This is a genomic window from Lutibacter sp. A80, from assembly GCF_022429645.1.
Taxonomy (GTDB): domain Bacteria; phylum Bacteroidota; class Bacteroidia; order Flavobacteriales; family Flavobacteriaceae; genus Lutibacter.
Genome location: NZ_CP092480.1, coordinates 780,922 through 794,262, shown reverse-complemented (window position 1 = coordinate 794,262; position 13,341 = coordinate 780,922). Strand labels below are relative to the sequence as shown.

The window sequence follows — 13,341 nt, the reverse complement described above, 5'->3', positions numbered from 1 at the left end:
TTAAAAGCTTGAGTTCTAAACTCAAGCTTTTTTAGTTTTTAAGGTATATTATTGATAATATAGTTTTAAACAATAATTTTTTAATACTCTAATTATTTTGTATATTAGAAATTGAATAATAATTAAATAAAATTTATGGCATTTGATATTAAAATGATTAAAGAAGTGTATTCTCGAATGACAGATCGTGTAAATACTGCACGTGAAATAGTAGGGAAACCTTTAACCTTAGCTGAAAAAATATTATACAACCACTTATGGGATGGTAGTACTACAAAGGCTTTTACAAGAGGTAAAGATTATGTAGATTTTGCACCAGACCGTATTGCTTGTCAAGATGCAACAGCACAAATGGCTTTATTACAATTTATGCAAGCTGGTAAAGATAAAGTTGCAGTTCCAACAACAGTACATTGTGATCACTTAATACAAGCTAAGCAAGGAGCCAATTTAGATTTAAAAAGGGCTAATAAAACTAGTTCAGAAGTATTTGATTTTTTAGCTTCAGTATCTAATAAATATGGAATTGGTTTTTGGAAACCAGGAGCAGGAATTATTCATCAAGTTGTTCTAGAAAATTATGCTTTTCCTGGGGGAATGATGATAGGAACAGATTCACATACTGTAAATGCAGGTGGATTAGGAATGGTAGCTGTAGGAGTAGGAGGAGCAGATGCAGTTGATGTAATGGCAGGTATGGCTTGGGAACTTAAATTTCCGAAACTTATTGGTGTTAAATTAACTGGAAAATTAAATGGTTGGACATCAGCCAAAGATGTAATACTTAAAGTAGCTGGAATTCTTACCGTAAAAGGAGGAACGGGTGCTATAGTAGAATATTTTGGAGATGGAGCTAAAAATCTATCGTGTACAGGTAAAGGTACAATTTGTAATATGGGAGCTGAAATAGGTGCTACAACATCTACTTTTGGTTACGATGCTTCAATGGAGCGTTATTTACGAGCTACTGATAGAAGTGATATTGCTGATGAAGCAAATAAAATAAAAGAATATTTAACTGGAGATGCAGAAGTATATGCTGAACCAGAAAAATATTTTGACCAAGTAATTGAAATAAATTTAGACACTTTACGTCCTCATTTAAATGGACCGTTTACGCCAGATTTGGCAACTCCTGTAGGTGAATTAGGTGAAAAAGCCAAAAAGAATGGTTGGCCACTTAAGGTAGATTGGGGTTTAATAGGTTCCTGTACAAACTCTTCTTATGAAGATTTATCTCGTGCAGCATCTATTGCAAAACAGGCTGTTGATAAAAAATTGGTAACTAAAGCCGATTTTGGAATTAATCCAGGTTCCGAACAAGTAAGGTATACTGCTGAAAGAGATGGAATTCTTAAAGTTTTTGAAGATTTAAATGCTACTATTTTTACAAATGCTTGTGGACCTTGTATTGGACAGTGGGATAGAAGCGATTTAAAAGGTGAAGAAAAAAATACTATTGTACATTCGTTTAATAGAAATTTTTCTAAACGTGCTGATGGTAATCCTAATACACATGCGTTTGTGGGGTCACCAGAAATGGTTGCAGCAATTGCAATAGCTGGTCGATTAGATTTTGATCCAATGAATGATACGCTTATTAATGAAGATGGTGAGGCTGTAAAATTAGATGAACCAAAAGGATTAGAATTGCCTCCATTAGGTTTTGATGTTAAGGATGCTGGGTATGTAGAACCTGTAAAAGATGGTAGTAATGTAGAAGTTTCTGTAAGTCCTACTTCAGAAAGATTACAGTTGTTAACTCCTTTTGAACCGATTGGAAACGAAATTAAAGGAGCAAAGTTGTTAATTAAAGCATTTGGAAAATGTACAACAGATCATATTTCTATGGCAGGCCCTTGGTTACGCTTTAGAGGTCATTTAGATAATATTTCTAATAACTGTTTAATTGGTGCTGTAAATGCTTTTGGTAAAAAAACAAATTTTGTAAAAAACCAATTAACAGGTGAGTTTGGAGGTGTACCAGATGTTGCAAGAGCTTATAAAGCAGCGGGTGTTAAATCTATTGTTGTAGGTGATCATAACTATGGAGAAGGTTCTTCTAGAGAACATGCGGCTATGGAACCAAGACATTTAGGTGTTGCAGCTGTAATTGTAAAATCTTTTGCACGTATTCATGAAACTAACTTGAAAAAGCAAGGTATGCTAGGGCTTACTTTTGATAATGAGGTAGATTACGATTTAATTCAAGAAGATGATATTTTTAATTTTTTAGATTTAAATGAATTTGCTCCAGAAAAACAATTAACCTTAGAATTGGTTCATACTAATGGTTCAAAAGATGTAATAAAATTAAATCATACTTATAATCAAAGCCAAATAGATTGGTACAATGAAGGTTCTGCTTTAAATTTAATAAAGAAAGAGAATGCATAGTTTGGAATGATTTGATATTTAATAATCATAAAAAAAAGACGTGTAAAAACGTCTTTTTTTATAGTATAAATTCAAAAAATAGTGATTATTAATAAATTACAATATATAAAACATTGAAAAACAATGTAAAGCAACTTGTGTAACAACGTTTTCCAAAATATAATAAATATTATCTAAATTTTTTGTAACTTTTGTTCAAAAGAATAAGGGTAAACTAATTGATAAATTAGTTAAAATACTTTATATTTATTGATTGAAAATGCTATGTTAAAATTTGATTTTCTCTCATTAAAAATTGCTTATTCATTCGAAAATTAGAAAAACTAAAATTTATAAAAAAATATTATTTGAAACTAAATTTATGAAAGCATTATTTTATACAAAAGAATTTCCTCCTTATGTTTATGGTGGAGCAGGAGTAGTTGTTGAATATTTAGCCAATGAGTTAGAAAAATTAATGGAAATTGATATAAAATGCTTTGGTGATCAAGATTCAAGTTCAGGAAACATGAGTGTTAAAGGTTTTCCTTATAATAATCAAGTATTTGAGAAATCGGACGATAAGTTAAAAGCAGTATTTAATAGTTTAAATACCTGTCTTCATATGAACGCTGAATTTGATGCCGATATTGTTCATTGTCATACATGGTATGCCCAATTTGCAGGAATAGTTGCAAAATTATGTTATGGAGTACCATTGGTAATTACTACACACTCTTTAGAACCTCTTAGACCTTGGAAAAGAGAACAATTAGGCCACGGTTATGAAGCTTCATCTTGGATTGAAAAAACGGCTATTGAAATGGCAGATGCTGTAATTGCTGTTTCTAAGGAAACAAAAGAGGATGTTTTAAAATATTTTGATGTTGAAGATGAAAAAGTAAAAGTGATTTACAATGGAATAAATTTAAAAGAATATATTGTTACTTCTGAAACCTCAACATTAGAGCGTTTTGGTATAGATGCATCTAAGCCATATGTGCTTTTTGTAGGTAGAATTACAAGACAAAAAGGAATAATACATCTGGTAAATGCTATAAAATATATTGATCCAGATACACAGATAGTGCTATGTGCAGGGGCTCCAGATACTCCTGAAATTGCAGAAGAAATGAAGGCAAGTGTTAGTAAAGTTAAAAAAGCAAGAGAAAATGTTATTTGGATTGATGAAATGTTACCTAAAAAAGAGGTTATTCAATTGTATTCTCACGCAACTGTTTTTTGTTGTCCTTCAATTTATGAGCCTTTTGGAATTATAAATATTGAAGCAATGGCTTGTAATACGGCGGTAGTGGCAAGTGCAGTTGGTGGTATTAAAGAAGTTGTTGTTGATGGAAAAACAGGTATTTTAATACCAGTAGAACAACAAACTGAAGCACCGTTTGAACCTGTTAACCCAGATAAATTTGCAAGAGATTTAGCAGAAGGTGTAAATAAGGTAGTTAAAGATAAAGAATTACGAAATAAAATGGAAGTTAATGGACGAAAAAGAGTGGAAGAGCACTTTGATTGGGCTGCAATTGCTGGTCAAGTTGAAAGCTTATATAAATCGTTGATTTAATTACATTTAATTATAAAATATATTTAAACTTAGAAAGAAAAAGTTATGTCAAAACAAAAAGTTTTATCCATTATTTTAGGAGGTGGACAAGGATCGAGGTTGCATCCATTAACAGAAACACGTTCAAAACCAGCAGTACCAATTGCAGGAAAATATAGATTGGTAGATATTCCAATTTCAAATTGTATAAATTCAAATATAAAACAGATGTATGTCTTAACGCAATTTAATTCTGCATCTTTAAATAGACACATAAAAAATACGTATCATTTTAGTTTTTTTAGTTCAGCTTTTGTTGATGTTTTAGCTGCTGAACAAACACCTGGAAATAAAGGGTGGTTTCAAGGAACTGCAGATGCTGTACGACAAAGTATGCATCATTTTTTAAGACATGATTTTGACTATGCTTTAATTTTATCTGGAGATCAGTTGTATCAAATGGATTTTGAAAAAATGGTGAAAGCCCATGTAAAAGCAAAAGCTGCTATTTCAATTGCAACAATCCCTGTAAATGCTAAAGATGCAACATCTTTTGGAATTTTAAAAGCTGACGATAATAATAGAATTACATCTTTTATTGAAAAACCTGACGCATCTTTATTACCAGATTGGACTTCAGATGTTAGTGATGGAATGAAAGCTGAAGGAAGAAATTACTTAGCTTCTATGGGAATTTATATATTCAACAGAGATCTATTAATTGAGCTGATGAAAAACCCTGATACCATAGATTTTGGAAAAGAAATTATACCACAATCTATTGAAGATCATTTAACATTGAGTTATCAATATGAAGGCTATTGGACAGATATTGGTAATATAGATTCTTTCTTTGAAGCTAATTTGGGTTTAACCGATGATTTTCCAAAATTTGATTTATACAGTAGAGAAAAACGTATTTATACACACGCTAGAATGTTGCCTACAACAAAAATTTCAGGTACAATTTTAGATAAAACTGTTATTGCAGATGGTTGTATAATTAATGCTGGCAAAATAGAACATTCTGTTATTGGAGTACGTTCTAAAATTGGTGAAGAATCTACTGTAATAAATACATATATGATGGGTAGTGATTTTTATCAACCATTAGAAGATATTTTAAATGAAAAAATTGTATCAATGGGTATTGGTAACAGATGTTTTGTTAAAAATGCAATTTTAGATAAAAACTGCTGTATAGGTGATGATGTGAGAATTAGTGGTGGTCCACATTTAGAAGATACAGAAAACGATATTTATGCTATTAGAGATGGTATTGTTGTTGTTAAAAAAGATGCAATAATTCCAAACGGATTTACAATTTAAATTAGATATTAATTATTTTTTTATATGCAGAAGAATCAAAGAAGAGTTTTAATTGAAAATATTACACCTCAATTAAATAATGGGGATTTTCAAATAAAACGTGTTGTAAATGAGGTTGTTAATGTTAATGCGGATGTGTTAGCAGATGGTCATGATATTATTGCTGCCGGAGTACTTTATAAACACGAAAAATCTAAAAAATGGAGTGAAATTAGAATGCAACCAAGAGATAATAATAATTGGTGTGCTTCTTTTACGGTTGATAAACAAGGGGTGTTTGCTTACAAAATTATTGGATGGGTAGATTATGCCTTAAATTGGCAACATGGAATTCATAGAAAAATTGACGATCACCAAATAGTACATTCAGAATTATTAGAAGGTTTAGATTTTTTAAAAAAATGTGAAAAAAAAGCAACTGTTTCAGAAAAAAAATACTTAAAAAAGTTAATTGGATTTTTTTCAGACACTTCTAAATATAATGATGCAATTAAAGAAGCAACAAGTCAAAAATTATATACCATATTTTTAAAATATCCAGAAAAAAAATTAGTTAATACTTCTAAAGAACTTTACGTATATGTAGATAGATTAAAAGCAAGGTTTAGTACTTGGTATGAGCTTTTTCCACGTTCAGCATCACAAAAAGACAATGTACACGGTACATTTAAAGACTGTGAAAAATTACTGCCAAAAGTGGCAGAAATGGGCTTTGATACATTGTATTTTCCTCCTGTTCATCCAATTGGAGAAGTAAATAGAAAAGGGAAAAATAATACTACAGAGGCTTTTGATGGAGATGTGGGCTCTTGTTGGGGAATTGGATCAAAAGATGGTGGACATAAAAGTATTCATCCACAATTAGGTACTGTTCAAGATTTTAAAGCTCTTGTTAAAAAAGCTTCAAAATTAGGTATAGAAGTTGCCATGGATTATGCATTGCAAGCTGCACCAGATCATCCTTGGGTAAAAGAGCATCCATCTTGGTTTAAATGGAGACCAGATGGAACAGTACAATATGCTGAAAATCCGCCAAAAAAATACCAAGATATTTTACCAATATATTGGGAAAGTGAAGATTTTGAAAGTTTATGGGATGAATGCTTAGATACTTTATATTATTGGATTAATTGTGGTATTAAAGTATTTAGAGTTGATAACCCACATACTAAACCATTTTATTTTTGGAATTGGATTATTTCTAAAGTAAAAGCTAAATATCCAGATGTTATATTTTTAGCAGAAGCTTTTACAATGCCTAAAGTAATGCAGCAACTTGCTAAAGAGGGCTACACACAATCATATACTTATTTTACTTGGAGAAATAATAAACATGAAATTACCGAGTATGTTGAAGAGTTAACAAAAACAGATCAAAAAGAGTATATGAGACCTAATTTTTGGCCAAATACACCAGATATTAATCCGTTTCATTTACAAGGTGCAAACGAATCTAAATATATGCAACGTTATGTTTTGGCAGCTACCTTAAGTTCTAATATTGGAATTTATGGACCTGTTTTTGAACAAATGATTGATGAAGCTATTATAGGTAAAGAAGAGTATTTAAATTCAGAAAAATTTCAAATTTGTAATTACGATTGGTTTAAACAAAATAAATTAACATCAATAATAACGAAAGTTAATAAAATACGTAATACACATAAAGCATTACAGCAAACCAATAATATTAAGTTCTGTTCTATAAACAATGATAATTTAATTGCATTTTACAAATGGGATGATGCTAAAGAAAATGAACTGTTAATTATTATTAGTTTAGACGAATACAATACGCAACAAGGTATGCTAAAAGTACCTTTACATGATTTGGGTATTGGATTTGGTCATCATTTAAAAGTTACGGATTTAATAACTGAAATAACGTATGATTGGCATGATGAATGGAATTATATAAAATTACACACATCTATACCATTTCATATATTTAAAATAACAAAATAAGTAGTAAAATGAGTGAAGATGCTATAAATTCTAACTTAACTACAATGTATAATTTTGATGTTGCCTGGGAAGAATTATTAGATAACAAAGACTTTTTAAAAGTATTTTTGTCTGATGTACTCGAAAATTACATTGTTAAACAACGATGGTATGGAGGTAAGGCAAGTAAGATTAAATATATAGAATTAGCTGAATATTTTAGAATTCAACAAAATAATGAAGTGTATTTTGGGTTGATTTTAGAAGTAGATTTTGTTGAAGCATTTTTCCACCATTATTTTATTCCAATTGCATTTGTTTCAGATGAAAATTTTGCAAAAAAAGATAGAATTCTTCCTGTAAGTATAAAAAATCAAAGTGGATATATTATAGATGCAGTAAATTTAGAAGCATTTAGAAAACTTGTTTTTGAACGTATTTCTAATGCTGAACAAGTTGATAAAACTAAAGTAAGGTATCATAAAAGTGATTTATTTTCTAATATCACTTATACTTCTTCTAGATTAATGGGGTTAGAACAAAGTAATACTTCATTAATTTTTAATGATAAGTATGTGTTAAAATTCTTTCGTAGAATTTTTGCTAACAAGAATCCAGATTATGAAATGAATAGGTTCTTGACAGATATTAAAGATTTTAAAAATACACCAAGGTACTTGGGAAGTATTAATTTAATAGATAAAGATGAAGAAGTTGTAACTATTGCAGTGATGCAAGAACTAATTGAAAATGAAGGAGATGCTTGGGATGTTTTTTTAACGAAAATTGATAAAATTTTTGAGACTTTAGATACTAAAAATATTGATATAAATAATTTACCAGAACCCGAACTTTATAAAAGTTTAAAAATACATGATATTCCACATAGAATTATAGATTGGGTAGGATTAAGTATATTTTTAAAAATTAAAGTTTTAGCGAAACGCACAGCTGAAATGCATATTAATTTAGGTTCAGAGTTTGAAGATACTGCTTTTACACCTACACATTTTAATGGAGATTACTCTGTTTGGTTAAAAAATAGAATGATTTACCAGTTTCAAAATAGATTAAATAGTATAGAAAACAATTTACATAAGTTAGATGATTATAGCCTAGAAATGGCAAAGGATTTACTGTGTAAAAAAAGTTTGATACGAAGTAGGTTTTTAAAATTTGATTGGACTAAATTAAAAGGTGAGCGTATTAGAGTTCATGGAGATTATCATTTAGGTCAAATTTTAGTGCATAATGAAGATTTTTATATTTTAGATTTTGAAGGTGAACCAGAAAGTACTATTAGAGATAGACAAGTAAAACAACCTCCAATGAAAGATGTTGCAGGACTTTTTCGATCATTTCATTATGCAATTTATGCAACAATTTTTGACAATAAAAACAAGTATAATAAATCTCAAAAAGCACTTTTTAATGCAGCAGAATTATTATACGCATATTTTACAGGTGTTTTTTTAGAAACCTATATAAATACTGTAGAACAAGCTAATTTAAATATTGGCTATAGACAAGAGCGTAACTTTATGCTAGAATATTGTTTGTTAGAAAAAGCAATATACGAATTAGGTTACGAATTAAATTCACGGCCAGCTTGGGCTGTAATTCCTTTAAAAGGAATTTCAAACCTTATTAATAATTAATTTATGACAAACGTACAACCATATAGCTTATTTACCGATTTTGATATCAACCTTTTTAAAGCAGGAAAACACTACAGATTATTTGAAAAATTTGGTTCACATATTACCACAGTAAATGGGGTAGAAGGTGTTTATTTTGCTGTTTGGGCTCCAACAGCAAATCAAGTTTCTGTAATTGGAGATTTTAATGGATGGAAAGATGGAGAACACCAATTAAATGTACGCTGGGATTCATCTGGAATTTGGGAAGGTTTTATCCCACTTGTAGAAAAAGGAATGAATTATAAATATAAAATTCATTCAAATAATAATGGTTATATATCTGAAAAAGCAGATCCTTATGCTAGAAGATGTGAACATCCTCCTAAAACAGCTTCTGTTGTGTGGGAAGATAATTACCAGTGGAAAGATAAAAAATGGTTAAAAACAAGAAAAGATCACAATGCTATAGATGCTCCATATTCTGTATATGAAGTACATCTAGGATCTTGGAAACGCCATGCTACAGAAGATAGGTTTTTATCATATTTTGAATTGGCTGATGATTTAGTAGCTTACGTAAAAGAAATGAATTTTACACATGTAGAATTTATGCCAATTATGGAATATCCTTACGATCCATCTTGGGGATACCAAATTACAGGTTATTTTGCTCCAACATCACGATTTGGATATCCAGATGAATTTAAATACTTAGTAGATAAATTACATGAAAGTGGAATTGGAATAATTTTAGACTGGGTACCTTCTCATTTTCCAGAAGATGCACATGGTTTAGGGTATTTTGATGGTTCTGAATTGTATGAACACCCAGATAAACGTAAAGGCTATCATCAAGATTGGAAAAGTTTAATTTTTAATTACGAACGTAATGAAGTACGCTCTTTTTTAATAAGTAATGCTATATTTTGGTTAGACCAATACCATGTAGATGGCTTAAGAGTAGATGCCGTTGCTTCAATGTTATTTTTAGATTATTCGCGTGAAGATGGTGAATGGGAACCTAATATATATGGAGGAAATGAAAATTTAGCTGTAATATCATTTTTAAAGGAATTAAACGAAGAGGTTTACAAATCGTTTCCAGATGTTCAAACAATTGCCGAAGAATCTACTGCATTTCCAATGGTTTCTAAACCAACAAATATGGGTGGTTTAGGCTTTGGTATGAAATGGATGATGGGATGGATGCACGACACCTTAGAGTATTTTACTAAAGATCCTGTGTATAGAAAATACCATCAAAATGATATTACTTTTAGTTTAGCTTATGCTTTTACAGAAAATTTTATGTTACCACTTTCTCACGATGAAGTAGTATATGGTAAAAAATCTATTTTAGGAAGAATGCCAGGAGATGAATGGCAACGTTTTGCCAACCTTAGATTAATGTATGGTTATATGTTTACACATCCTGGAACAAAATTATTGTTTATGGGTGGTGAGTTTGGTCAACAAAACGAATGGAATTTTCAAGAAAGTTTAGATTGGCACATGTTGCAATATAAATCTCATAAAGATTTACAAAACTTCTATAAAGAACTAAACACTTTATATAGATCTAAACCTGCATTATTTGAAAAAGGTTTTAGTCAAGAAGGTTTTGAGTGGATTAGTTTAGACGATGCTGAAAATTCAGTTATTTCTTATATTAGAAAAGGAAATAATGAAAAAGATAATTTAGTAGTTGTATGTAATTTTACTCCAAATATTATAGAAAAATACAGAATTGGTCTTCCATCAAAATTAAAATTAAAAGAAATTTTTAATAGTGATAATGTTAAGTTTGGTGGTAGTGGAGTTGGGAACCCTAGAATGTTAACAAGTAAAGCAGTTTCTTGGAATAATAAACCGTATTCAGCTGAAATTAAGTTATCTCCGTTAGGAATCGCCATTTTTGAGATAAAATAGTATATTTTTAAATTATAACCTTATTTACACCATTAATTTTTAATTTATTTAATTATTAATGGTGTTTTTTTAGCAATTTATTTAGTTTTTAATATGATAAAAATTAGTAGGTTTGCACTACTAAAAAATGAATGTAAAATATGATTTTAAGTACCGAATTAGAATATAAAGGGAATTTATACCCTTCAAAAATAATTTTTTATAAAAAACATGTAAATATTCTTTATTTTAAAAGCGAGAATAATGTAGTGTTACAACTTACAGTTGAAAGAGACAGTGTTTTGCGCTTTAGATATAGTACAACAGGTTTGTTTGAAAATGATTTTTCTTACGGAATTACAATGTATGCAAGTAAAGGATATAATCATTTAGAAATTACAGAAGACGATAAAAAATATATAATTACAACAGCAAAATTAATTTGTCATATTTCTAAAGAAGATATGAGAAAATCCATTTTTGATGCTAAAGATAATTCTTTAATTTTAGAAGATGAAATAGGATTTCATTGGGAAGAAAGTTATCATTTTGGAGGTGATATTGTAAAAATGTCATTAGCAGCTCAACAAGGTGAAAATTATTATGGTTTAGGAGACAAACCTGTAGAAAATAACTTAAAAGGAAAACGCTTTCAAAATTGGGTTACAGATTCGTATGCTTATGTTAGAGGTACAGATCCAATTTATAAGGCCATACCATTTTATACAGCTTTGCACAAAAATAAATCTTATGGAGTATTTTTTGATAATACTTTTAAAACGCATTTCGATTTTTGTAGTGAAAAAAGAAATGTAACTAGTTTTTGGGCAGATGGTGGTGAAATGAACTACTATTTTATGTATGGACCAGAAATGAAAGATGTTGTTTCTAATTATACCGACTTAACAGGGAGGCCACAACATATGCCACCTTTATGGGCTCTAGGTTTTCACCAATGTAAATGGAGCTATTATCCGGAAAGTAAAGTTAAAGATCTTGCTGCAAAATTTAGAGAGCTACAAATTCCTTGTGATGCCTTATATTTAGATATTGACTATATGGAAGGTTTTAGATGTTTTACTTGGAATAAAGAGTATTTTCCAGAACCAAAAAGAATGGTGAAAGAACTTGCAGATGATGGTTTTAAAACAATTGCAATTATAGATCCAGGAATTAAAATTGATCCTGAATACAGTGTTTTTAAAGAAGGTTTAGAGAACGATTATTTTTGTAAACGAGCAGATGGTCCGTATATGAAAGGAAAAGTTTGGCCAGGAGAATGTTATTTTCCAGACTACACAAATCCAGAAGTACGTGAGTGGTGGTCAGAATTATTTAAAGAATTAATTGAAGAAATTGGGGTAAATGGAGTTTGGAATGATATGAACGAACCTGCAGTAATGGATGTTCCTGGAAAATCTTTTCCAGATGATGTTCGTCATGACTATGATGGAAATCAATGTAGCCATAGAAAAGCACATAATGTTTACGGTATGCAAATGGCACGTGCAACATATCATGGTTTAAAGAAATTTAGCTATCCAAAACGCCCATTTGTAATAACAAGAGCTGCTTATTCTGGAACACAACGCTATACGTCTACTTGGACAGGTGATAATGTTGCAACTTGGGATCATTTATCAATTGCAAATCAACAAGCACAACGTTTATGTATGTCTGGTTTCTCTTTTTCAGGGTCAGATATAGGTGGTTTTGCTGAACAACCAACAGGAGAATTATTTGCGCGTTGGATTCAATTAGGTGTTTTTCACCCATTTTGTAGAGTACATTCTTCAGGAGATCACGGAGATCAAGAACCTTGGGTATTTGGATCAACGATAACAGATATTGTTAGAAAATTTATTGAAATTAGATATCAATTATTACCTTATTTATATTCTTCTTTTTGGAAATATACTAATGAAGGAATTCCAATTTTAAAATCATTGGTGTTATTCGATCAAAAAGATCCGCACACACATTATAGAAATGATGAGTTTATTTTTGGAGAAAAAATATTGATTTGTCCAATTTTAGAAGCAAATTCTAAAGGAAGACGTATGTATATTCCTAGAGGGAAATGGTATAATTTCTGGGATAGTTCAATTGTAACAGGAGGTGAAGAATTATGGGTTGATGCTGATATTGATAGCATGCCAATTTTTATTAAAGAAGGAGCAATTATCCCTAAATATCCTGTGCAACAATATGTTGGAGAAAAAGAAATAGATCAGCTGGTGTTAGATTTATATTATAAAAATGGTAAAGAAACTTCTGAAGTTTATGAAGATGCACACGATGGGTATGATTATAAAAAAGGAAGGTACAGTTTAAGAAATTTTACTCAAGTTGGTAAAGATGATTCATTAACAATACAACAATTTAAATCAGGGAAATATATTTCACCATATAATACTTTTAAAATAAATATTCACGGGTTACCATTTAAAATACAAAAAATTGAAATTGATAATGAAGAAATTGATATTTCTAATATCAATGGTAATGTAACATTTGATGTTACTAAAGAATTTAGAGAAATTTATATTACAAGTGAATAATAATTAAATTTTAAAATGTATT

General features: G+C 29.9%; 7 protein-coding genes. All 7 read left to right on the top strand.

Going from position 1 to position 13,341, the window contains the following annotated elements; all coding sequences use genetic code 11:
• The first annotated feature begins 135 nt into the window (after positions 1 to 135).
• The 7 genes from MHL31_RS03460 to MHL31_RS03430 all read left to right on the top strand — a co-directional run bounded on the left by MHL31_RS03460 (position 136) and on the right by MHL31_RS03430 (position 13,319).
• The gene (locus MHL31_RS03460) at positions 136 to 2,397 is read left to right on the top strand and encodes an aconitate hydratase (protein ID WP_240227690.1); all 2,262 of its coding nucleotides are present in this window, start codon (positions 136 to 138) and stop codon (positions 2,395 to 2,397) included.
• A 361-nt stretch (positions 2,398 to 2,758) separates the two neighbouring features.
• Positions 2,759 to 3,958, top strand: a complete 1,200-nt coding sequence (gene glgA / locus MHL31_RS03455) for a glycogen synthase (RefSeq protein ID WP_240227689.1) — start codon at positions 2,759 to 2,761, stop codon at positions 3,956 to 3,958.
• 45 nt (positions 3,959 to 4,003) lie between these two features.
• Positions 4,004 to 5,266, top strand: coding sequence for a glucose-1-phosphate adenylyltransferase (locus MHL31_RS03450; protein ID WP_240227688.1), 1,263 nt, complete (start codon positions 4,004 to 4,006; stop codon positions 5,264 to 5,266).
• A gap of 24 nt (positions 5,267 to 5,290) precedes the next feature.
• Positions 5,291 to 7,231, top strand: coding sequence for an alpha-1,4-glucan--maltose-1-phosphate maltosyltransferase (locus MHL31_RS03445; RefSeq protein ID WP_240227687.1), 1,941 nt, complete (start codon positions 5,291 to 5,293; stop codon positions 7,229 to 7,231).
• A gap of 8 nt (positions 7,232 to 7,239) precedes the next feature.
• Positions 7,240 to 8,868, top strand: a complete 1,629-nt coding sequence (locus tag MHL31_RS03440; protein ID WP_240227686.1) for a trehalose synthase — start codon at positions 7,240 to 7,242, stop codon at positions 8,866 to 8,868.
• 3 nt (positions 8,869 to 8,871) lie between these two features.
• Positions 8,872 to 10,779 (top strand): 1,4-alpha-glucan branching protein GlgB, encoded by a 1,908-nt coding sequence (glgB, locus tag MHL31_RS03435; protein WP_240227685.1) that lies wholly within the window; start codon positions 8,872 to 8,874, stop codon positions 10,777 to 10,779.
• Positions 10,780 to 10,919: 140 nt separating this feature from the next.
• Positions 10,920 to 13,319 (top strand): glycoside hydrolase family 31 protein, encoded by a 2,400-nt coding sequence (locus MHL31_RS03430; protein WP_240227684.1) that lies wholly within the window; start codon positions 10,920 to 10,922, stop codon positions 13,317 to 13,319.
• Positions 13,320 to 13,341: the final 22 nt, after the last annotated feature.

Coding starts and splice junctions, on each gene's coding strand:
- MHL31_RS03450 (WP_240227688.1), top strand. CDS start 4,004: ATGTCAAAACAAAAAGTTTTATCCATTATTTTAGGAGGTGGACAAGGA.
- MHL31_RS03430 (WP_240227684.1), top strand. CDS start 10,920: ATGATTTTAAGTACCGAATTAGAATATAAAGGGAATTTATACCCTTCA.
- MHL31_RS03445 (WP_240227687.1), top strand. CDS start 5,291: ATGCAGAAGAATCAAAGAAGAGTTTTAATTGAAAATATTACACCTCAA.
- glgB (WP_240227685.1), top strand. CDS start 8,872: ATGACAAACGTACAACCATATAGCTTATTTACCGATTTTGATATCAAC.
- glgA (WP_240227689.1), top strand. CDS start 2,759: ATGAAAGCATTATTTTATACAAAAGAATTTCCTCCTTATGTTTATGGT.
- MHL31_RS03440 (WP_240227686.1), top strand. CDS start 7,240: ATGAGTGAAGATGCTATAAATTCTAACTTAACTACAATGTATAATTTT.
- MHL31_RS03460 (WP_240227690.1), top strand. CDS start 136: ATGGCATTTGATATTAAAATGATTAAAGAAGTGTATTCTCGAATGACA.